The following is a 20,470-nucleotide window of genomic DNA, read 5'->3' as shown; positions in this document are numbered from 1 at the left end:
GGGGCGGATCTGAGATCCTGGCCCGCCGGACTGTCGCTTGCAGATCGCCCCACGAAGATCCGGGGTCTGCGTGATACCTGATGCGGGATATCTTTCATGACATTTGACTTGAACGCCCTGGGATGGGGCGAAGACTTTGCGGCGCAGGGTGGCGCGGGGCGGCCCCTTCGGGTGACCTCGGTGCATCGGGCGCGGCTGATGGGCCTCGGGCCCGAGGGCGCGGTCGAGCTGATCCCGCATTCCAGCCTTTCCACCGGGGATATCGCGGTGGGCGATTGGGTCATGGCCGAGGGCATGGTGGCGCTGCAAGTGCTGGACCGCCGCTCCCTGGTGCAGCGCAAGGCGGCGGGGACGGGGCTCGCGCGGCAACTGATTGCGGCCAACCTGGATGTGCTGTTCGTCGTCTCCTCCTGCAATGCCGATTTCAACCCGGGGCGGATGGAGCGGTTTCTGGTGCTCGCCGCCCAGGCCGGGGTGACGCCGGTCGTCGTCCTGACCAAGGCCGATCAATGCGACGACCCGGAGGTCTTCCGGCGCCAGGCGCTCGCCCTGGCCCGGCAGATCGCGGTCGTCGTGCTGGATGCCAAGCGGGGCGATGTGGGCAGCGCTTTGGCGCCCTGGTGCGGGCCGGGGCGGACGGTGGCGCTGTTGGGGTCATCGGGCGTCGGCAAGACGACGATTGCCAATGCCCTGACCGGGGGTCAGGCTGCGGTGCAGGACATCCGCGACGATGACGCCAAGGGGCGGCATACGACGACCGGGCGCTATTTGGTCGCCATGCGGGGCGGCGGTTGGCTGATCGACACGCCCGGCATGCGCGAGATCCAGCTGACCGATGCGGCCGAGGGCATCGACATCCTCTTCGAGGACCTGGCCGAGCTCGCCACCGAGTGCAAGTTCACCAACTGCCGCCACGCCTCCGAGCCCGGCTGCGCGGTGCAGGCGGCGGTTCGGGCCGGAGAGATCCTGCCCGAACGCGTTTCCCGCTGGCAAAAGCTGGTGGCCGAGGCGGAGGAGAATGCGGTCAAACTCTCCCGCTCTCGCAAGGCGCCGGGCAAGGGTCGGCGGCGCTAGACCCGCTCCAGGGCGATGGCGATGCCCTGGCCCACGCCGATGCACATGGTCGACAGCGACTTCTGCCCCGGCTTCAGCTGCAAGGCCGCCGTCCCGGTGATCCGCGCGCCGGACATGCCCAGGGGGTGGCCCAGGGCGATGGCGCCGCCGTTGGGGTTCACCCTCTCATCGTCATCCGCGATGCCCAGCTGACGCAGGGTCGCCAGACCCTGAGACGCGAAGGCCTCGTTCAGCTCGATCACGGCAAGGTCGGCGACCGTCAACCCCAACCGCGCCAGGAGCTTGGCCGAGGCAGGCGCAGGCCCGATCCCCATGATGCGCGGCGGAACCCCCGCCGTCGCCCCGCCCAGCACCCGGGCGATGGGGGTCAGTCCGTGCTTGCGGGCTCCGGCTTCGGAGGCGAGGATCAGCGCCGCCGCCCCGTCGTTGACGCCGCTTGCATTCCCCGCCGTCACCGAGCCGCCCTTGCGGAAGGGGGTGCCGAGCTTGGACAGGGCCTCCAGCGTCGTCGCGCGGGGATGCTCGTCGCGGTCCACCACCAGAGCATCGCCCTTGCGCTGGGGGATCACAACCGGGGTGATCTCGGCGCCCAGCCGACCATTGGCTTGCGCGGCCGAGGCCTTGGCCTGGCTGCGCAGCGCGAAGGCGTCCTGGTCCTCGCGGCTGATCCGGTAATCCTCGGCGACGTTCTCGCCGGTCTCGGGCATGGAATCGACGCCATATTGCGCCTTCATCAGCGGGTTGACGAAGCGCCAGCCGATGGTCGTGTCGTAAATCTCCGCGTTGCGGGAGAAGGCGCTGTCGGCCTTGGGCAGGACGAAAGGCGCGCGGGACATCGATTCGACCCCGCCCGCGATCATCAGGTCGGCCTCTCCGGCCATGATCTGGCGCGCGGCGATCAGGACGGCATCCATGCCAGAGCCGCAAAGCCGGTTGACCGTCGTCCCCGTGACGCCCACGGGCAGGCCCGCCAGCAAGGAGGACATGCGGGCGACGTTGCGGTTGTCTTCCCCCGCCTGGTTGGCGCAGCCGAAGATCACGTCGCTGACCGCCTCCCAATCAACGCCCGCATTGCGCGCCATCAGCGCCCGCAGCGGCACCGCCCCAAGGTCATCAGCGCGGACTGCAGAGAGGCTCCCGCCAAAGCGGCCAATCGGGGTGCGGATGTAATCGCAGATATAGGCGTCCATTCAGACCTCCGGGACGTTCAAGTCAAGGACGGGGCCGTCCAGATGCAGCTTGGCGCCCGTCATGTTTTGCAGCTCTTCCAGCGAGACCCCCGCCAGCTTCTCGCGCAGGATGAAGCGGCCCGCAATGTCGATCACGGCATGGGAGGTATAGACCCGCGTCACGCAGGCCACCCCGGTCAGGGGCAGCGTGCAGCGGTCCAGAAGCTTGGGCTTGCCGTCCTTGGTCACATGTTCGGTGATCACCGCCACGCGCTTGGCCCCATGGACAAGGTCCATCGCGCCACCCACCGCCGGGACCCCCTTGGGCCCGGTCGACCAATTGGCCAGGTCTCCGCTTTCCGAGACCTGATAGGCGCCGAGGATCGCCACATCCAGATGCCCGCCGCGCACCATGGCAAAGCTGTCGGCGTGGTGGAAGAACGAGGCCCCCGGCTTCAGCGTCACGGCCTTTTTGCCGGCGTTGATCAGGTCCCAGTCTTCCTCGCCGGGCTCGGGGCTTTCGCCAAAGTTCAGGATGCCGTTTTCGGTGTGAAAGATCGCCTCGCGGCCCGGGGGCTGGAACTTGGCCACCATCTCGGGGAAACCGATGCCGAGGTTGACATAGGCGCCATCCGCGATGTCTTGCGCCGCGCGCCAGGCGATTTGAGCGTTGGAGAGCTTCAGCATGGATAGGCCGCCTTTTGCCGGTTCAGGGTCTCTTCCTGCTTGGGGTTTTCCACCTGCACCACGGCTTGCACGAAGATGCCGGGGGTGATGACGGCTTCGGGGTCGATCTCGCCGATGACCGAGACCTGGGCGATGGTGACCTTGGCCGCCGTGGCCATCAGGGGCGAGAAGTTGCGCGCCGCGGCCCGATAGGTCAGGTTGCCGAAGCGGTCGCCCACCTGCGCCTTGATCAGCGCGAAATCAGCCTTCAGCCAGCGCTCCTGGACGTAGGGACGGCCTTCGAAGACCTCGACCGGTTTGCCTTGGGCGAGGTCGGTGCCATAGGAGGTCGGCGTGTAAAAGGCCGGGATGCCCGCGCCGCCTGCTCGGATGCGCTCGGCGAGCGTCCCTTGCGGGACCAGCTCCAGTTCGATCTTTCCGGCCAGGTAAAGCTCGGTGAAGACCACCGGATCGGCCGAACGCGGGAAGGAGCAGATGAGCTTTGCCACCATCCCCGCCTCGATCAGCGCGGCCAGGCCCACATGGCCGTTGCCTGCGTTGTTGTTGATCACGGTCAGGCCCGTCGGATGCCCCGTGGCGTGGAAGCGGTCGATCAGCGCATGGATCAGTTCGATGGGCGAGCCCGATCCGCCGAAGCCGCCGATCATCACCGAGGCGCCATCGGGGATGCCCGAAACGGCCTCGGTCAGGCTGGGAAGTGTCTTGTCCATGAAATCCCCCTTTGGCCCTGTGATTGCGCCCGCTTGGGCCCTCGCTCAAGTCATTTTGTGCGCCTGTTGATCTTTGTTCACTTATCGTGCATTCTTGTGCGCATGGTGAACAAGACCGACCTCATCGCCTCCTTGGCCAAGGGCCTGCGCGTGCTGGAGAGCTTTGGCGACCACCCGCGCCGGACGATTTCCGACGTGGCCGAGGCGACGGGGCTGGACCGCGCCACGGCGCGGCGCTGTCTTTTGACGCTGCATGACCAGGGTTACGCCGATTACGACGGCAAGTTCTTTACCCTGACGCCAAGGGTGCTGCGGCTGGGGATCGGGGCTTTGGCCGCCTTGCCCCTGGCGCAGGTGGTGCAGCCCTGGCTGGATCAGCTGTCGGATCAGATCGGCCAAAGCTGCTCGGTCGGCATCCTGGACGGGACCGAGATCGTCTATATCGCCCGTGCGGCGCAAAGGCGGGTCATGTCGATCGGCCTTCTGCCGGGGTCGCGGCTGCCGGCGCATTGCACCTCGATGGGGCGGGTGCTGCTGGCCGCGCTGCCCGAGGCCCAGGCGCGGGCCGTGGTGGAGGCAAGCGACCTCTCCCCCCGGACCTCGTTCTCGCGGACCGATCCGGGGGAGGTCATGGCGGAGGTCGCCCGCGCCCGCGTGCAGGGCTTTGCCTGGGTCGAGCAGGAGGTCGAGCTTGGGCTGAGGTCGCTGGCCGTGCCGCTTCTGAACGAACAGCGCCGGGTCGTGGCGGCGCTGAACACCGGGATGGCGGCGGTGGGAGCGCCGGATGCGGCGCTGGTGACCGCTCTGTTGCGGGTGCAAGAGGCGTTGCGCCGCGTGCTCCGCTAGCGCTTCAGCGCGGCGGCAAGGCGGTCCACGCCTGCGTCCGTCGTCATGACCCCGGGCGAGAGCCGCAGGGTCTGACCCCTGGCGTCGGTCGTGATGCCCTGGGCGCGCAGCGAAGCGACCAGGGCTTGGGCGTTCTGCGTCTCGGGCAGTTTCACCATGACCGAACCGCCCCGCCGCGCCTCATCTCGCGGGGTGACCAGCGAAAGGCTCAATTCATCGGCCAGGTCGATCAGCCGCGCCGTCAGCTTGCGGTTATGGGCCAAGATGGCCGCCTTGTCCTGGGCCGCATGCCAATCGAGCGCGGGCAGCGAAGCCACCGCAGCGATGACCCCCGGCGTGCCATTGTCAAAGCGCCGGATATCGCCCGCATAGGAAAACCGGCTGATATCCCAGTTGAAGGGATTGTCCTGGCTGAACCATCCCCGCAGCTCGGGCTGGCAATGCGGGATCAGGCGCGGTGAGAGGTAAAGCACCCCCGCCCCCGGCGTCCCGCACATCCATTTCAGGGAGGTCGAGACCGCAAAATCCACCTCCGGCGCCATGACGTCAAAGCGCAAAAGCCCCGCCGCCTGGGTGATATCCACCCCCACCAGCGACCCCATCCGCCGCCCATGGGCCACCATCCGGGGCAGGTCGATCCGCGCCGAACTCGTGGACGACACCCAGGTCAGAAGCGCCAGCCCCACATCCGGCGTCCAGGCGTCGAGGAAATCCTCCTCCTCGACCGCCGCAGCCCCCTGGCGCAGCGCCACGGTCTTCAACTCGAAGCCGTATTTCTGACCCATGCCCTGCAAGAGGAAATGGTTCGACGGAAAGCAATCCGCCGCCACCAAAAGCTTTTTCCCCCGCAGATGGCCCGGGGGAAGCGAGATCAGCAGCGCATGAAAGGCCTGGGTCACGCTTTCGAACGTCGTCAGAGCCCCCTGCGGCGCGTTGATGATCGCGCTCCACCGGTCGATGAACCTTTGCCGCAGCGGCAGCACATGGCCCCATTGGCTGTCATCCGCCGTCCCCCAACAGACCGCGAAATCGGCCATCGCAGCCGCCAGGTCGCGCGCCTTGGCCGGGTATTGGCCGATGGAGTGATACAGGAAATAGCTCTCGCCGGTCATGGGGCACCTCCGCCGCCTAGGGGTAGGGGGCTTCTCGGGCAGGCGCAAGCCTTGAGGTCCGGGGTGCTTTCGCCCATATCTGGACGTGAAAGGGGAATCCCCATGCATGATCTGAACGACCTGACCGCCCGTCTTCTGGCCGAGGCCAAGAAGGCCGGGGCCCAATCCGCCGATGCCATCGCGGTCCATGGCCAAAGCCAAAGCATCGACATCCGCAAGGGCGCGCTGGAGCAGGCCGAGCGGGCCGAGGGCGTCGAGGTTGGCCTGCGCGTGCTGATCGGGCATCGGCAGGCCTGCGTCTCGGCTTCGGATGTCTCGGCCTCGACCCTGGCGCGGCTGGCGGAGCGGGCGGTGGCCATGGCACGCGAGGCGCCCGAGGACCCGACGGCGGGCCTCGCTGACCCCGACCAATTGGCGCGGGACTGGGACGCCGCCGCCCTGGAGCTGTCGGACCCCGCCGAGGAACCCTCTGCCGCCGCCCTGGAGGCGGGGGCGCGGGCGGTGGAGGCTGCCGCGATGCGGCCCGGCGTGGTGCAGGTCGAGGCCTCGGGCGGCTATTCCCGCCGGGCGATCCATCTGGCCATGTCGAACGGGTTTTCCGGCGGCTATGGCCGGACCTCTCACTCGCTGTCCGCCGTGGCCTTTGTCGGTGAAGGCACCGGGATGGAGCGCGATTGGGCCGCCGAGGGGCGGATCTTTGCCGCCGACATGCCAGGGGCCGAAGAGATCGGCGCAAGGGCGGCGGAGCGGGCGCTGGCGCGGCTGGGGGCCTCGAAGCCGCCGACCGGGGCCTATCCGGTGGTGTTTGACGAAAGGGTGGCCTCGTCGCTGGTGGGCCACCTGATCCAGGCGGTGAATGGGTCGATGATCGTGCGGGGGACCTCCTGGCTGCGCGACAAGCTTGGCGCCCAGGTCCTGCCCAAGGGTATGTCGGTGATCGAGGACCCTTTGCGCAAGCGCATCCCCGGCTCGCGGCCCTTCGACGGGGAGGGGCTGGCGACGAAGCGGCGGGTGATCGTGGATGACGGCGTCTTGGCCGGCTGGACGCTGGACCTGGCGACGGGGCGCAAGCTGGGGATGGCATCGACCGGGAATGCCTCGCGCGGGACGGGGGCGCCGCCTTCGCCCTCGACCACGAATATCGACCTGACGCCGGGGGGATATACCCGCGAGGACTTGCTTGCGCAGATGGGGACGGGGCTTCTGGTGACCTCGCTCATCGGTTCGACGATCAACCCGACGACGGGGGATTATTCGCGCGGCGCCAGTGGGTTCTGGGTGGAAAACGGCCAGATCATCCGCCCGGTCAACGAATGCACCATCGCGGGCAACCTGATCGAGATGCTGGGAGGCCTCATCGCCGCCAATGACGCCAAGGACCACCACGGCACCCGCGTGCCCTCGCTTCTGGTGCAGGGGTTGATGCTTGCCGGAGAATGACCTCGCCTTGATCCTGGGCGCGGCAGAGGCTGCGGGGCGGATCGCCCTGGGCTTCTGGCGGCAGTCTCCCAAGGTCTGGGAGAAGCCCGATGCCCAGGGCCCGGTGACCGAGGCCGACCTGGCCGTGAACGCGCATCTGGAGCGGGTCCTGCGGGCGGCGCGGCCGGGCTATGGCTGGCTGTCGGAGGAAAGCACCGACAGCCCGGCGCGGCTGGACTGTGCCACGGTCTTCGTGCTGGATCCGATCGATGGGACGCGGTCCTTCATCGAGGGGGCGGAGAGCTTTTCGATCTCGCTGGCCGTGGTGACCGAGGGTCGCCCCGTTGCCGCCGTGGTGCATCTGCCCGCGACCGGTGTGACCTATGCGGCCCATGCGGGCGGGCCTGCGACGAGGAACGGCAAGGGGATTGCGCCCAGGGCCACGCCGCCGTTGCCGCAGGTCCTGACCAACCGCACCGCGCTGGAGCCGGAGTTCTGGCCGGGCGGCGTGCCGCCCTGCAAGCGCAACTTCCGCGCCTCCTTGGCCTGGAGGTTCTGCCTGGTGGCGGAGGGGGCTTTCGACGGGCTGATCTCGATGCGGCCGGCCTGGGAATGGGATACCGCGGCGGGGGCCCTGATCGCGGAGCGGGTGGGGGTGGTGGTCAGCGATCCGTCCGGGCGGCCCTTGGTCTATAACGCGGCGCATCCGCAGGCGGAGGGGCTTCTGGTGGCGCCGCCGGGGCTGCATGGCGATTGGATGGCGCGGCGGAGGGCGTGAGCGGAGCGGTGCGCTGAAGCGCACCCTACGCCACACGAGTAGGGTGCGCTTCAGCGCACCGTAACCCCCGAACCCTTCACTCCCGAACCTTGGGCGTCAGGAGCTTCGCGGGTCGCAGGGCCTCTGCCGCCTTGAAGAGCCCGAAGGTCTGGTTGACATAGTTCACCACGCCGCCGATCTGCTCCATGTATTTCGCCAGCTCCGGGGTGCGTTCGGCCTCGACCACTTGGACGGGCCTGTCCGGCCCCTCGGCCTCGAACTGGCAATAGAACAAGGGCTCGCCTCGACGCAGGATGATGTCCTTCTCGGGCTCGTGCCATTCGAAGGCCCACATCAGCGGCCTCGGCCAGGCGTTCAGCGGGAAGCGGCCGCCGAAGATCGTCCCCGGGAGCGGATTGGGCCGGTAATGCGCAAAGGTGCCGATTTGAGAGATATAGACCAGCTCGTCGGCGATGAAGCAGTAGGGCAGCGACATCTGCACCGTGGGGCGGTCAGGATAGCGCCACTCGGCCTCTGACACCAGGGTCAGAAGCTCGTTCAGCTTGTTGCCGCGCACCGGGGAGGCCGCGCCCAGGCGGTTGACCAGGTGCGGCTTGCCCTTGTCGTCGCGGCCAAAGCCGATGTGCAGATCGAAGGGGCATTTCACCACGAAATACCGGCTCTCCATCTGGATCACCGCCGGGCAACGGCTGGCCGACTTGGAATGCGCCTTGTTGGTCTGGCGGAAGATCAACCGCTCCGGCGGGTCATAAAGCACCGCCCCCTTGTCCGAGGTCAGGAACCAGCCGACCGTCACGGGGCCAGAGCGCGGGCCCTCTTCGGGGCGGTCGAAGGTGACGTTGATTTCCACGGAAATCTCCTTTTTCCGCGAGATGACCGCCCCCGGCCTGCAATGTCAATTCCGGTCGACCAAGGCCTCTCCGGCGCGGCGGTCCAGTGTCAGGAAAAGCGCGGCGGAGGTCAGGCCAAGCGCGCTCAGAAGGACGAAGACGAAGGGGAAGTTGCCAAGGTCGGTGGCCTCGACCCCGCGCCACCAGCCAGCGGCCTCCAGCCCCATGGCGGCGAGGGTGATGCCCAAAGACCCGCTCAGTTGTTGCAGGACCGCCGTGAAGGAGGTGGCGGAGGAGAGCTGCTCTTTCGGCACATCGGCATAGGCGATGGCATTGAGCGCGGTGAATTGCAGGCTGCGCGACAGGCCGCCCATCAGAAGCAGCATCAGGATGACCAGGGCGGGGGTCAGGGGGGTGAAGAGCGCGGGCGCAAGGCCGAGGGCGGCGGAGACCAGGGCGTTGCCGATGAGGACGCCCCGGAAGCCAAAGCGCCTGAGCAGCGGTTGGGCGGCGAACTTCATCGCCATGGCGCCGAAGCCGGAGACGAAGGTCAGGGCGCCGCTTGCGAAGGCGGACAGGCCGAAGCCCAGCTGGAACATCAGTGGCAGAAGGAAGGGCAGGGCGCCGACTCCGACCCGAAAGAGCGTGCCCGCGGTGACCGAGATGCGGAAGGTCGGCAGGCGGAGCAACCGCAGGTCGATCAAGGGCTCGGACGCGCGGCGGGCATGGGCGACAAAGGCGATGAGCAGGGCAAGGCCTCCGACCAGGAGGGAGGCCACCAGGACCCCTGGCGCCAGGTTCAGGCCGGCCAAGGTGGCTCCGGTCAGGAAGAAGGCCAGACCCGGGCCGGCCATGAGGAAGCCCTTCCAGTCGAAGCGGCTCGTGGCCTCTTCGCGGATGTCGGGGATCAGGAGCGTGGCGAGGATGAGGCCCACCACGGAAAGCGGAATGTTGATCCAGAAGATCCATCGCCAGTTCCAATAGGTGGTGATCCAGCCGCCCAGGAGCGGCCCGATCACCGGCCCCATCAGCGCGGGCACGGTCAGCCAGGCCATGGCGCTGACCAGCCCCGCCTTGGGCACCGACCGCAGGACGATCAGGCGGCCCACGGGCACCATCATCGAGCCTCCGATGCCCTGCAGGGTGCGGGCGAAGACCAGTTGCCACAGGGTCTGGGACAGGCCGCAGGCGATGGAGCCCAGGGTGAAGACCAGGATGGCCGCGCGAAAGACATGCCGCGACCCGAAGCGGTCCGCCGCCCAGCCCGAGGCCGGGATGAAGACCGCCAGCGCCAGCAGGTAAGAGGTCAGGACCAGTTTCAGATGGATCGGATCGGTCGCAAGATCCAAGGCCATGGCGGGCAGCGAGGTCGAGAGGACCGAGCTGTCGATATTCTCCATGAGCAGGGCCACGGCCACGATCAGCGGCACGACCCGCTTCATGGCGGCTGGGGGAAGGGCAATCGTCATGCCCGCCACCTTGGCCCAAGCCATCGCCAAGGCCAAGGGGGCGGTTCGGGTTTGGTGCCGGGGCGGATAGGGCGCAGACAGGGGGATTGGCTTGCGCTAGCGTGGTGGGAAACGGGGGGGGGACCATGGACGCGGATGTGATCATCATAGGCTCTGGCATGGGCGGGGCGAGCCTCGCGGCGGGGCTGGCGGGCTCGGGCAAGAAGGTGCTGGTGCTGGAACGCGGGGAACGCCTGCCCGACAGCCCCGAGGCGCGGGACGCCGAGGCGATCTTCGGCCGCAGCCATTTCAAGTCGGACGAGCATTGGTATGACCCCGAGGGCCGCAGCTTCCACCCCGGCAATTACTACATGGCCGGGGGGAACACGAAGTTCTACGGCGCCGTGGTCTTGCGTTACCGGGCCGAGGACTTTCGGCCCCTGAAGCACCTGGAGGGCACGACCCCGGGCTGGCCCTATGGTTATGAAGAGCTGGAGCCCTGGTATTGCAAGGCCGAGAAGCTCTACGAGGTGCGCGGCGCACTGTATCACGATATGACCGAGCCGCCCCATTCCGAACCCTATCCCTTCCCGCCGGTTCCTGATGAGCCCTCGGTGGCCGACCTGGCCCGGCGGTTGCGGGCCCAGGGGCTGAACGTGGGTCCTGTGCCCCTGGCGGTGGATATCGACAAATGGCTGAAGCGGGCGCCGACGACCTGGGACGCCTTTCCCGATACGACGGGGGCGAAGAAGGATGCGGAGGGGGTGCTGAACAAGGCGCTTTTGTCGCCGAATGTGACCCTGCGGACGGGGGCGCGGGTGACGCGGCTTCTGGCCGAGAAGGGAAGGGTGACGGGGGTGCAGCTTGGGGCGGAGGTGCTGCGGGCTCCGGTGGTCTGCCTCTGCGCCGGGGCGGTGCAGTCGACGGTGCTGCTCTTGGAGAGCGGGCTTGCGAACTCCTCCGACCAGGTGGGTCGGAACTTCATGAACCACAATATCTCGGCCGTGATCGCCTATTCGCCCTTCCGGCGGAATACCTCCGTCTATGAGAAGACCATCGGCTTCAACGATTGGTACCTGACGGGCGGGCCGGGAGGCGCGCCTTTGGGGAATGTGCAGATGCTGGGCCGGATCACCGGGCCGATCATGGCAGCAGAGGCGGGGTTGCCGCGCTGGTTCGCCGGGCATTATGCCGATCATTCCATGCATATGATGACCATGTCGGAAGACCTGCCCATGCCCGACAGCCGGGTGCTCTGGCAAAACGGGCGGATCGTGCTGCAATGGAAGCGCAGCAACTTCAAGGCGCACCAGATCCTGACCGATCGTTTGAAATCCGTGCTGCGCAAGGCGGGCTGGCCCCTGGTGCTTTCGAAGACCTATGAGAAGAAGCTGCCTTCGCACCAGATGGGCACGGCGCGGATGGGGCTCGACCCCCGGACCTCGGTCGTGACGCCCGACCTGAAGGCGCATGACCTGGAGAACCTCTACATCGTCGATGCCTCGGTCCTGCCGACCTCTGCCGCCGTGAACCCCTCCTTGACCATCGCGGCGCTGGCCCTGCGCGCTGCCGCCCATATCGGAGCCCAATCGTGATCCGCCACATCGTCCTGATCCGCTTCCGCAAGGAGGTTTCCGAAGACAAGATCGGCAGCATCCTCACCGCCCTGACCCCGCTGTGTGCCCGGCTTGGCGTGACCTTTGCCGCCGGGCGGTCTGAAAGCCCGGAAAAGATCGAGCGCGGCTATATGCATGGCTTCACCATCGACTTTGCCGATTGGGAGGCCCTGGCGACCTATGCCAATGACCCCGAGCACAAGGCTTTCGGCGGGCAATTGGTGGCCCATGCCGAGGGCGGGATCGAGGGCATCCTGGTTTTCGACCTGTCGTTCTGAAATATAAAAGCGCTCATTCGGGAACCCAGAGGCGATGCAGCCAGAATCCCTTCTCCGCGCCCTTTTCGCCCGGGCGGTCGAGGTCGCCGACCCGATGGCGAGCCTCGCCGCCCATCTCCCGCCAAGGCCCAAGGGCCGGGTGGTCGTGATCGGCGCGGGCAAGGCCAGCGCAAGGATGGCCGAGGCGGTGGAGGCGGCCTGGGGCCCCTGCGAGGGCCTGGTCATCACGCGCTATGGCTATCAGCGGCCATGCCGGGGGATCGAGATCGTCCAAGCCGCCCATCCGGTGCCCGATGCCGCCGGGGTGGCCGCCACGGCGCGGATGCTGGAGCTTGTCGCCAGCCTGACACATCAGGACTTCGTCCTGGCCTTGATCTCGGGCGGGGCCTCGGCGCTTTTGTGCGCCCCGGCGCCCGGAATGACCCTGGCCGAGAAACAGGCGGTGAATGCGGCCCTCCTCGCCTCGGGCGCGCCGATCGGGCAGATGAACCTGGTCCGCAAGCACCTGAGCCGGGTGAAGGGCGGCCAGCTCGCCGCCGCCTGCAAGGCGCCGATGCTGGCCCTGATGATCTCGGACGTGCCGGGCGATGACATGGCGCTGATCGGCTCGGGGCCGACGGTGGGCGATGCCTCGACAGCCCGGGAGGCGGCGGCGATCCTGACGCGTTGGGGCATCCCGGTGCCTGTGGCCCTCCAGCGGTCGGGTGTGGTCCCCCCGGGAGACCCGCGCCTGGCCCGGGTGACGAACCGCATCTACGCCGCCCCCTCGCAATCGCTGGCCGCCGCCAAGACCCTGGCCGAGGCCGAAGGAATCCCCACCCGTATCCTCGGTGATGCGCTGGAGGGCGAGGCCCGCGAGGTCGCCCGCCAGATGGCCCGCCTGGCGCGGGAAAAGGGGCCGCTCCTCCTCCTCTCGGGCGGGGAGCTGACCGTGACCAAGCGTGGAGACGGCATCGGCGGCCCCAATGCCGAATTCGCCCTCGCCTTGGCGATGGAGAGCCTGCCGATCCACGCCCTGGCCTGCGACACCGACGGTGTGGATGGCGCGGCCGAGGTGGCGGGCGCCATCGTCACCCCCGACACCCTGACCCGCGCCCGCGCGCTGGGCCTGGACCCGCAAGCCTTCCTGGACCGCAACGACGCCCACAGTTTCTTCGCGGCGCTTGGCGACCAGGTGATCACGGGGCCCACCCTGACCAATGTGAACGACTTCCGCGCCATTCTGATCCCGGGGTGAAGGCGGCAGGGGCAGGAGCCTCCGGCGGGGATATTTGGGCAAGTATGAAAGGAGAGGCGCTCTTTCCCTTTCACACTGACCAAATATCCCGGGGGGAGCCGAAGGCGGGGGGGCAGCGCCCCCCGTGCTACCTGTCAGCAAAAGCCGCCCTGGCAGAACCAGCCGCCGGGGATGTCGGCACCATGGGCGTAATAGAGCCAGAGCCTTTCGCCGCCCTCGACCTCGACCCGCCAATAGTCGCGCGGGCCGTTGCGCCAGTGGGTGTCGTCGAACCACCATTCCGGCGCGATGCGCTCGGGGCCTGCTGCGACGCGGGTCGTCAGATCGCGGCGGCGCCAGCGGAAGCGGGCGGGGGGCGTGGGGTCATCGGGGGCCTGCACGGGCTCGGGGCTCCACAACAGGAGCGGGCGGGGGGCGCGGGATTTGGGCCAGGGCGCGGGATGGGGCTCGGACCAGGCCGCGGCCAGGGTCTGGGCCGCCTTTTCCGGGATATGGCTTTCGGAGGGGTGGAGCCGTGTCACCGCCTCGGTCCCCAGTCGGGCGCCCAGCCGTCCCACCAGGTCGGCCAGGGCATGGGAGGGGTCGTTCCTTTGCCCCGCCGCCTCGGTTGCGGCGACCTGGCCGCGGTGCTGGACGGCATGCAGGGGCTCGGTCTCCAGGGCCTCCAGCCGCAGGCAGTCGATGCCGAAGCCGGGGTCGATCTTGTCCAGCTTCAAGAGGATCAGCGGGCGGATGGCCTGGGCCTCGTCGGTGGGGCGGGCGAGGCCGATGTCCAGACGCTCGACGCGGCCATCCGCGCGCCAGGCCTCCAGCCGCAGGCGACGGGCGCCCCTGGCCTGGCCGCGCAGCTTCTCGCAAAGCGGCGGCAGGATGCGGTCCAATCCTTCCGTGATGTCCTCGGTCAGGCCGATCGGGTCGGGGAAGGTCAGCCTTGTCGCGAAATGCAGGGGCGCGCGGGCGGGGGCCACGGGCTCGATCTCCAGCCCGAGCGCCTGGTCCAGGCGGCGCAGGCTGTCGGCGCCGAAGCGGCGGGCAAAGGCGGCGCGCGGCAGGTCGATCACGTCGCGCACCCGGCGCAGCCCCAGGCGGTGCAGCGATTCGACCACCTGGGGCGAAAGCCGCAGCGCGGGCAGGGGCAGGTCGGCCAAGGCGCCGCGCATCTGGCCGGGCGCCGCGATCACGCCCTGGGCCAGCGAGAGCGCCTCACCCTCGGCCCGGCGCCTGGCCGCGCGCGACCGCGTCGCCCGGGCCTCTTGCGCGATGGCGTCGCCGTTCCTGTGCGGGCGTGGGTCGCTCCCGGCAAACCGCGCGAGCGCCCAGGCCGCGCCTCGCGTATCGGCCACCGCCGCCCGCACCGTGAGCCCCAGGTCGGCGCAATCCTGCTCGGCCTGGGCCAGAAGCGCCGCCTCTCCGCCAAAGAGATGCGCGCAGCCGGTCAGGTCAATGACCAGGGCATCGGGCGCCTCTTCGGCGACCCAAGGCGAGAACTTGCCCGCCCAACGCCGCAGATGAGTCAGGAAATCGGCCTCGGCCAGGGGGTCTGCCGCCTGGGTCGAAAGCCCCGGGCACATGGCCGTTGCATCGCGCAGGGGCTGACCCTGCCGCAGGCCCGCCGCCTCGGCCAGGGGGCAAAGCGAGACCAGGACCTGGGCGCCGTTCTGATCGGCCACCACGGCGAAGGGCATGGGCAAGGTCTCGCGCCGCTGGCGGAGGCAGCGTTCGGCGGCGAGGCGGGGGAACCAGAGCGAGAGGATTCGGCGATGGGACATGCCACATGTTCTCATTTCGTTCCAAATTTTCCAAGCCCCGCCGCCTGTCTCTGTGGCGCGGCGTGGATTTTTCCAATGACAAACGCGTGAGGGCCCGGCTTTCAGACTAAAGTCCGTATCAACTGTCACAGGGCCTGACTTATAGTCGAACCATCATTCCTGCAGGGAGCAAACAATGAAATTCGCAACCAAACTCATGGTGCTGGGCGCCGTTCTGGCCGGTGGTATCGCCTTTGCCGAAGGCGCCAATGACCCGGACGTCAAGGCGCGCCAGGAGCTGATGGGCACCTTTGGCGGTGCGATGAAGGCGCTGGGCGACATGGCGGGTGGCAAGGTGGCCTATGACGCCGCTGCGGCCGAAGCTGCCAAGAAGGCCCTGGTCGACGGTTCGGCCGGCATCGAAGCCGCCTTCAAGAACAACGCCACCGACCCGGCCGGCAAGGCCAAGCCGGAAGTCTGGACCGCTTGGGACGACTTCGTGGCCAAGGCGGGCGACCTGAACACCGCGGCGGGCGCCCTGGACGTGACCAGCGCCGAGTCGATCGGTGCGGGCATGGGCGGCATCGGCGGCGCCTGCAAAGCCTGCCACACCGCCTACAAGGCCTCCTGAGCCGAATCTCGCAGCCGTTCTTTACCAGTGACAAGGTGCCCCGGGCTTGACCCGGGGCCTCTTTTTATCCGCAGGTCAGGGCAATGATGCGGTCACCTGAGTCAAGGCTGACATTCAGGCGGCTTTCCGAGAAATCTTCGGTCACGGCATCTCCGGGGCGGATGACCCGCAGGTTCTCTTGCGGGCCAAGGGCCGAGAGGGGCTGGCCCAGCAGGGATTGCAGGCTGGCCGCGCCGCAATCTTTGCCCGTGGGGGGATAAAGCACCCAAGTGCTCGGCGCGGGAGCGCAGGAAGCGAGCAGGGGCAAGGCCAGGATCAAGCGGCGCATCGTGACCTCATCTCCGAAGGGTGCCGAATTTTCTGCGAAATTTCAGGGTAGCGCAAGCCGGGCCCGGGCGCCTGGCCGGCGATGTCGGGAAATCCCCGGCAAAGTGGCGGGAACGGCGTTGCTTTTCCGGGGCTTCTGCGGGAATTTGGGCCCAAACCAATTGGGAGATCCATTCATGCGCACCCGTGCCGCCGTCGCCGTCGCCGCCGGTCAACCCTTGCAGGTCATGGAGGTCAATCTCGATGACCCCAAGGAAGGCGAGGTCCTGATCGAGATCAAGGCCACCGGCATCTGCCATACCGACGAATTCACCCTCTCGGGCGCGGATCCGGAGGGGATTTTCCCCTCGATCCTCGGCCATGAGGGCGCGGGCGTCGTGGTGAAATGCGGTCCCGGGGTCAAGACCCTGAAGCCCGGCGATCACGTCATTCCGCTTTACACCCCCGAATGCCGCGAGTGCCCCTCTTGCCTCAGCCGCAAGACCAACCTCTGCACCGCGATCCGGGCCACCCAAGGCCAGGGGCTGATGCCCGATGGGACGACGCGGTTCTCGATGCTGGATGGCACGCCGATCTATCACTACATGGGCTGCTCGACCTTTGCCCAGCACACCGTCCTGCCCGAGATCGCGCTGGCCAAGGTGCGTGAGGACGCGCCCTTCGACAAGATCTGCTATATCGGCTGCGGCGTGACCACCGGCGTGGGCGCCGTGCTGAACACGGCGAATGTCGAGGCCGGGGCCAAGGCCGTGGTCTTTGGCCTGGGCGGGATCGGGCTGAACGTGATCCAGGGCCTGCGGCTCGCGGGCGCCGACATGATCATCGGTGTCGACCTGAACGACGAGAAGGAAGAATGGGGCCGCAAGTTCGGCATGACCCATTTCGTGAACCCCAAGAAGCTGGCCGAGGGGACTTCGGTGGTTCAGGCCATCGTGGACCTGACCAAGACGCCTTTCGACAAGATCGGCGGGGCGGATTACTCCTTCGACTGCACGGGCAACGTCAAGGTCATGCGGGACGCGCTGGAATGCACCCACCGCGGCTGGGGTCAGTCGATCATCATCGGGGTCGCTCCGGCGGGCGCCGTGATCGAGACGCGGCCCTTCCAGCTGGTCACCGGCCGGGTCTGGAAAGGCACGGCCTTCGGCGGCGCGCGCGGCCGGACCGATGTGCCGAAGATCGTCGACTGGTACATGGACGGCAAGATCGAGATCGATCCGATGATCACCCATATCCTGCCCCTGGAGCGCATCAACGAGGGCTTCGACCTCATGCATGCCGGGAAGAGCATCCGGGCGGTCGTGGTGTTCTGACCGGAGGCCGGGGGGCTGCCGCCCCCCGGACCCCCCGCTTCAAGGGGAGCACCATGCCACTTGTTTCTTGAACCAGTGGCGAACCAAGTGGCAAACCCTTGAAAATCCCCGTGGATATTTGGGCAAATGTGAAAGGGGAGGGGATGGCTTCGACCCCTGGGCTGGTGTTCTTGACGGGAAAGGGCGTGGGCTTCACGCTCCACCCCTATGACTATGACCCCAAGGCCGAAGCCGTGGGGCTCCAGGCCGCCGCTGCGCTGGGGATCTCTCCCGGGGTCATGCTGAAGACCCTGATGGTCGAGGTGGATGGCAAGCCCTGCTGCTGCGTGATCCCAAGCGACCGGCAGCTTTCCATGAAGAAGGTCGCCTCGGCCTTCGGGGGCAAGGCGGCGGAGATGATGGCGGTGCCAAAGGCCGAGAAGATGACCGGCTACAAGGTCGGCGGCATCTCTCCTTTTGGACAAAAGCGGGCGGTTCCGACGGCTTTCGAGGTTTCGGCTTGCCAAGCCCCCCGGGTGTGGATCAATGCAGGACAGAGGGGGCTTTTGCTGGGCATCGCGCCGGGCGACGCCCTCGGCGCATGTGGCGCGGGGGCCCTGCCCCTCATCGCCTGAAGGAGAGACCAATGGCCGACCGCACCCCGCGCCTTGCCCTGCTGATCGACGCCGACAACATCCCGGCGCGACATATCGGCGCAATCCTGGAAGAGCTCGCGGCCTTTGGCGAGCCCACGGTGCGGCGGGTCTATGGCGACTGGTCCAGCCAGGCCCTGGGCCAGTGGAAGGAAAAGGCCCGCGACCTGGGGCTGGTGATGCATCAGCAATCGGCCAATACCAAGGGCAAGAACGCCTCGGATATCGGCCTCGTCATCGACGCCATGGACATCCTGCATGCGGGCAAGGTGGATGGCTTTGTGCTGGTGAGTTCGGACAGCGACTTCACCCGGCTCGCCAGCCGGATCCGGGAAGACGGGCTCCAGGTCATCGGCGTGGGCGAGGCCAAGACGCCCGACAGCCTCCGCAAGGTCTGCAACCGCTTCCTTCTGATCGAGAATTTCGTCGGCAATGCCGCCCCGGGCGCAGAACCCAAGGACGAGCCGCGCGCGCAAGAGAGGCAAGAACCCCGTGAGCCGCGCCCTGAAAAGCGTCCGGCGCTGGAGGCGCTGCCGCTGATCCTCGATGCGATGCAGAAGATCGACCCCGAGGGCGACTGGTATTCGCTGGGCGTGATCGGCAACTTCCTGAACCGGCTTTACCCCGACTTCGACCCGCGCAGCTTTGGCGCGCCCAAGCTTTCGGACCTGGTCCGCCGCTTGCCGCGCTTCGAGGTCGATGCCCGCACCCCCGGCCATCTTTTTTTGCGCGACCGGTCCTAAGGTCTGAAGGCAAGGCTATTGAATGGTGGTAAATAATCCGTGACCCTGATCTCGGGGCATGCGAAAAGAAGCCATGGCACCCGGCTGTCCCGATTTTGAAGAGTTATGTGAATTCGCGCTCGGTTATCTGATCACGGGGCGCGGCGACGCCCGCCAACTTGCTGCGACCATGGTCAAGGCCTATCCCGATCTGCCGGTGCTGGAGCTCGTCCTGATCCTCTCTTCGGCCGCCTCCGGGCTGGAGAGCACCTTCTCAAATGCCGAGGCGCGGGCCCAGGCGGTGGACGCCTGGCGCATCGCGGCGCTTTTGGCGGTGGACCTGCACCTGATGGCGGGGCATCACGCCAAGGGGCAGAAGGCCCGCGACCTTCTGGGCTTTTGGGAGGCCGAGGACGATTTCTTCCTGCGGGCGGGCTGAGGGTCAGACCATCTTGATGACGTCCTTGCCCACCGACAAAGCATAGCCGCGCCGCGCCACGGTCTTGACCAGAAGCTCGGCCACGAGCTGGTTGCCAAGCGCATCGCGCAGCCGCTTGATCCGCGTCGCCCCCGCCGCCTCTTCGCAATCATGCTCGGCCCGGCCCGAGATCACCGCCTCGATCTGCGCCCCGGTCAGGACCTCGTCGTCCAGCCGCGCTTCGGCCAGCACGGCCAGGGTCTCCAGCGCCGCATCGGTCAGCTGGAATTCGTGGTCGTTGATCGTCACGGCCCTTGTCTCGCGGTTGACCACCATCCGCGCCACCTGGATCCCCGACTTCTGGATCAGCGAAATCCGCCGGTTCAGCGTCACGATGGAGGCCAGGAAGACCACGACGGCGACCAGAAGCCCGGCTGAGAAGGCCATGAGGATGAAGATGACGACCAGGTAGGTCCGCTGCACCTCGGCAAAGATCGTGCCGGATTGGGCGAGGATCTCCAACAGCTTGATCTCGGCATTGTCGCGCAGGTCGCTTTCGACGAAGAGCCGCTCGATCGACCGGTTGAAGGCATCGGCATCGGGCAGGCCCAGGTAGACGAAGAGCGCCGCCGCCAGGACGATGGCCACGACCGCGCCGATGCCAATCGCCACGACGCGCTGTCCGGCCTTCAGGCTGTCAGAAACGGAGGAAGAATTCACCGGCACTCGATTGCCTTTCGGACAGGCCCTCGGGCCCGAAAGTGGAGAGGATTTGCAGCAAAGTCCAGCCAGCGGCCTGGAGCCGCCCGACCAGTTCGGCCTCTGCCGCGCCCGTGTTGCCACAGGCGGCGTCGCTGATCTGGCTGACGCCGTAAGCCAGCTTCAGGGGATCGTCCTGTTTTGCCTTGTAATCGGCATAGCATTCCGCCTGCACGGGACTGGCCAAGAGGACCAGCGCGAAAAGAATGATTCTGCTCATGTGCGTTCTCCGCTTCTTGGGCGGAACCTTGCGCATCGCCGGGCTGTTATACAATAGCAAAGGGTTTTGCCCACATCCTGCCACAATCCCGCCCCCCAATCGTCGCCCGAACAGGGTCCGATCCGCAAAGGGGGCGTGGTCCGGGGAATCGGCCTGTTGAATGGTGGAGTTGTGATGACGGAGTTGCCCTTGCAAGACACCGGCTCGGCCCTGCGCGATTGGGCCGAAGACCTGTTGGACCATGCGGCGGGCTTTGCCCAGGCCGCACTGGACATGACCGCCCTGGCCCTGGTCGCGGGGCTTTTGTGGATGGGCCAGCCCGAAGGCCCCGCCCCGGTTCAGACCGCGCCGGGCCCCATGGTCACCGCCAACTGTGTCATCGACTGCATCGAGACTTTGCCGCTGGCGACCCCCCTGGATGAGCCCATGACCTCCGCCCTGACGGCACCCCTGGCGGTGTCCCTGACCTCGGGCTCTTGACCCCCTGGGCCCCGGC

Annotated in this window: 23 protein-coding genes; 13 read left to right on the top strand and 10 right to left on the bottom strand. The window is 67.4% G+C overall.

The annotated features are described in order from the left end of the window. The first annotated feature begins 96 nt into the window (after window positions 1-96). Window positions 97-1,074: a ribosome small subunit-dependent GTPase A gene (gene rsgA / locus GV832_RS03865; RefSeq protein WP_168773519.1), complete on the top strand. Its 978-nt coding sequence runs from the start codon at window positions 97-99 to the stop codon at window positions 1,072-1,074. On the opposite strand, the gene pcaF is transcribed toward rsgA, so the two are convergent. From pcaF to GV832_RS03850, 3 genes are read right to left on the bottom strand one after another with little or no spacing between them, the layout of a single operon-like run. Further along, entirely contained in the window at window positions 1,071-2,264 is a 1,194-nt protein-coding gene (pcaF, locus tag GV832_RS03860; RefSeq protein ID WP_168773518.1) for a 3-oxoadipyl-CoA thiolase, read from the bottom strand. The genes rsgA and pcaF overlap by 4 nt on opposite strands. Then, window positions 2,265-2,930: a 3-oxoacid CoA-transferase subunit B gene (locus tag GV832_RS03855; protein ID WP_168773517.1), complete on the bottom strand. Its 666-nt coding sequence runs from the start codon at window positions 2,928-2,930 to the stop codon at window positions 2,265-2,267. It abuts the gene before it with no gap. Beyond that, window positions 2,924-3,640 carry a 3-oxoacid CoA-transferase subunit A gene (locus GV832_RS03850; RefSeq protein WP_168773516.1) on the bottom strand — a complete coding sequence of 239 codons (717 nt, stop codon included), beginning with the start codon at window positions 3,638-3,640 and terminating at the stop codon, window positions 2,924-2,926. Before GV832_RS03850 ends, GV832_RS03855 begins: the two co-directional genes overlap by 7 nt. A 102-nt stretch (window positions 3,641-3,742) precedes the next feature. Between GV832_RS03850 and GV832_RS03845 the strand changes: the two genes are divergently transcribed. Then, on the top strand, window positions 3,743-4,486 hold the full coding sequence (locus GV832_RS03845) for an IclR family transcriptional regulator domain-containing protein (RefSeq protein WP_168773515.1): 744 nt from the start codon (window positions 3,743-3,745) through the stop codon (window positions 4,484-4,486). On the opposite strand, the gene GV832_RS03840 is transcribed toward GV832_RS03845, so the two are convergent. Beyond that, on the bottom strand, window positions 4,483-5,598 hold the full coding sequence (locus GV832_RS03840) for an aminotransferase class V-fold PLP-dependent enzyme (RefSeq protein WP_168773514.1): 1,116 nt from the start codon (window positions 5,596-5,598) through the stop codon (window positions 4,483-4,485). The genes GV832_RS03845 and GV832_RS03840 overlap by 4 nt on opposite strands. 102 nt (window positions 5,599-5,700) lie before the next feature. Between GV832_RS03840 and GV832_RS03835 the strand changes: the two genes are divergently transcribed. Both GV832_RS03835 and GV832_RS03830 read left to right on the top strand, forming a co-directional pair. Next, window positions 5,701-7,038: a TldD/PmbA family protein gene (locus tag GV832_RS03835; protein ID WP_168773513.1), complete on the top strand. Its 1,338-nt coding sequence runs from the start codon at window positions 5,701-5,703 to the stop codon at window positions 7,036-7,038. Continuing rightward, entirely contained in the window at window positions 7,025-7,795 is a 771-nt protein-coding gene (locus GV832_RS03830) for a 3'(2'),5'-bisphosphate nucleotidase CysQ (protein ID WP_168773512.1), read from the top strand. Before GV832_RS03835 ends, GV832_RS03830 begins: the two co-directional genes overlap by 14 nt. A gap of 76 nt (window positions 7,796-7,871) precedes the next feature. Here the strand turns inward: GV832_RS03830 and GV832_RS03825 are convergent, their stop codons facing one another. Together GV832_RS03825 and GV832_RS03820 are read right to left on the bottom strand one after the other, a co-directional pair. After that, window positions 7,872-8,645 carry a hypothetical protein gene (locus GV832_RS03825; protein ID WP_168773511.1) on the bottom strand — a complete coding sequence of 258 codons (774 nt, stop codon included), beginning with the start codon at window positions 8,643-8,645 and terminating at the stop codon, window positions 7,872-7,874. Window positions 8,646-8,690: 45 nt separating this feature from the next. Further along, complete coding sequence (locus tag GV832_RS03820) at window positions 8,691-10,118, bottom strand: DHA2 family efflux MFS transporter permease subunit (RefSeq protein ID WP_227754212.1); 1,428 nt, start codon at window positions 10,116-10,118, stop codon at window positions 8,691-8,693. A 101-nt stretch (window positions 10,119-10,219) separates the two neighbouring features. On the opposite strand from GV832_RS03820, the gene GV832_RS03815 reads away from it, so the two are divergent. The 3 genes from GV832_RS03815 to GV832_RS03805 are packed head-to-tail and all read left to right on the top strand — an operon-like array spanning window position 10,220 to window position 13,204. Continuing rightward, window positions 10,220-11,668, top strand: coding sequence for a GMC oxidoreductase (locus tag GV832_RS03815; RefSeq protein WP_168773510.1), 1,449 nt, complete (start codon window positions 10,220-10,222; stop codon window positions 11,666-11,668). After that, on the top strand, window positions 11,665-11,967 hold the full coding sequence (locus GV832_RS03810; RefSeq protein ID WP_168773509.1) for a Dabb family protein: 303 nt from the start codon (window positions 11,665-11,667) through the stop codon (window positions 11,965-11,967). The genes GV832_RS03815 and GV832_RS03810 overlap by 4 nt, the downstream gene beginning before the upstream one ends. Before the next feature lie 34 nt (window positions 11,968-12,001). Then, window positions 12,002-13,204 (top strand): glycerate kinase type-2 family protein, encoded by a 1,203-nt coding sequence (locus GV832_RS03805; protein ID WP_168773508.1) that lies wholly within the window; start codon window positions 12,002-12,004, stop codon window positions 13,202-13,204. Between the two features lie 134 nt (window positions 13,205-13,338). Here the strand turns inward: GV832_RS03805 and GV832_RS03800 are convergent, their stop codons facing one another. Next, window positions 13,339-14,973, bottom strand: coding sequence for a Y-family DNA polymerase (locus tag GV832_RS03800; RefSeq protein ID WP_168773507.1), 1,635 nt, complete (start codon window positions 14,971-14,973; stop codon window positions 13,339-13,341). Between the two features lie 175 nt (window positions 14,974-15,148). On the opposite strand from GV832_RS03800, the gene GV832_RS03795 reads away from it, so the two are divergent. Beyond that, the gene (locus GV832_RS03795) at window positions 15,149-15,583 is read left to right on the top strand and encodes a c-type cytochrome (protein WP_168773506.1); all 435 of its coding nucleotides are present in this window, start codon (window positions 15,149-15,151) and stop codon (window positions 15,581-15,583) included. Window positions 15,584-15,647: 64 nt separating this feature from the next. Here GV832_RS03795 and GV832_RS03790 read toward each other — a convergent pair whose 3' ends face one another. After that, window positions 15,648-15,911, bottom strand: coding sequence for an I78 family peptidase inhibitor (locus tag GV832_RS03790; protein ID WP_168773505.1), 264 nt, complete (start codon window positions 15,909-15,911; stop codon window positions 15,648-15,650). Window positions 15,912-16,086: 175 nt separating this feature from the next. Between GV832_RS03790 and GV832_RS03785 the strand changes: the two genes are divergently transcribed. The 4 genes from GV832_RS03785 to GV832_RS03770 all read left to right on the top strand — a co-directional run bounded on the left by GV832_RS03785 (window position 16,087) and on the right by GV832_RS03770 (window position 19,016). Then, the gene (locus tag GV832_RS03785; protein ID WP_168773504.1) at window positions 16,087-17,223 is read left to right on the top strand and encodes an S-(hydroxymethyl)glutathione dehydrogenase/class III alcohol dehydrogenase; all 1,137 of its coding nucleotides are present in this window, start codon (window positions 16,087-16,089) and stop codon (window positions 17,221-17,223) included. Window positions 17,224-17,366: 143 nt separating this feature from the next. Next, complete coding sequence (locus GV832_RS03780) at window positions 17,367-17,837, top strand: aminoacyl-tRNA deacylase (protein ID WP_168773503.1); 471 nt, start codon at window positions 17,367-17,369, stop codon at window positions 17,835-17,837. Between the two features lie 11 nt (window positions 17,838-17,848). Beyond that, the gene (locus GV832_RS03775; protein WP_168773502.1) at window positions 17,849-18,598 is read left to right on the top strand and encodes an NYN domain-containing protein; all 750 of its coding nucleotides are present in this window, start codon (window positions 17,849-17,851) and stop codon (window positions 18,596-18,598) included. 73 nt (window positions 18,599-18,671) lie between these two features. After that, complete coding sequence (locus GV832_RS03770; protein WP_168773501.1) at window positions 18,672-19,016, top strand: hypothetical protein; 345 nt, start codon at window positions 18,672-18,674, stop codon at window positions 19,014-19,016. A 3-nt stretch (window positions 19,017-19,019) separates the two neighbouring features. Here GV832_RS03770 and GV832_RS03765 read toward each other — a convergent pair whose 3' ends face one another. Both GV832_RS03765 and GV832_RS03760 read right to left on the bottom strand, forming a co-directional pair. Next, window positions 19,020-19,721 (bottom strand): winged helix-turn-helix domain-containing protein, encoded by a 702-nt coding sequence (locus tag GV832_RS03765; protein ID WP_168773500.1) that lies wholly within the window; start codon window positions 19,719-19,721, stop codon window positions 19,020-19,022. Further along, window positions 19,693-19,974, bottom strand: a complete 282-nt coding sequence (locus tag GV832_RS03760; RefSeq protein ID WP_168773499.1) for a hypothetical protein — start codon at window positions 19,972-19,974, stop codon at window positions 19,693-19,695. Before GV832_RS03760 ends, GV832_RS03765 begins: the two co-directional genes overlap by 29 nt. 174 nt (window positions 19,975-20,148) lie before the next feature. Between GV832_RS03760 and GV832_RS03755 the strand changes: the two genes are divergently transcribed. Further along, a complete protein-coding gene (locus tag GV832_RS03755; RefSeq protein ID WP_168773498.1) occupies window positions 20,149-20,454 on the top strand; it encodes a hypothetical protein in 306 nt (101 codons plus the stop codon). Window positions 20,455-20,470: the final 16 nt, after the last annotated feature.

The organism is Stagnihabitans tardus, assembly GCF_009925085.1.
Taxonomy (GTDB): Bacteria; Pseudomonadota; Alphaproteobacteria; order Rhodobacterales; family Rhodobacteraceae; genus Stagnihabitans; species Stagnihabitans tardus.
This window is presented reverse-complemented; position numbering and strand designations above follow the sequence as displayed.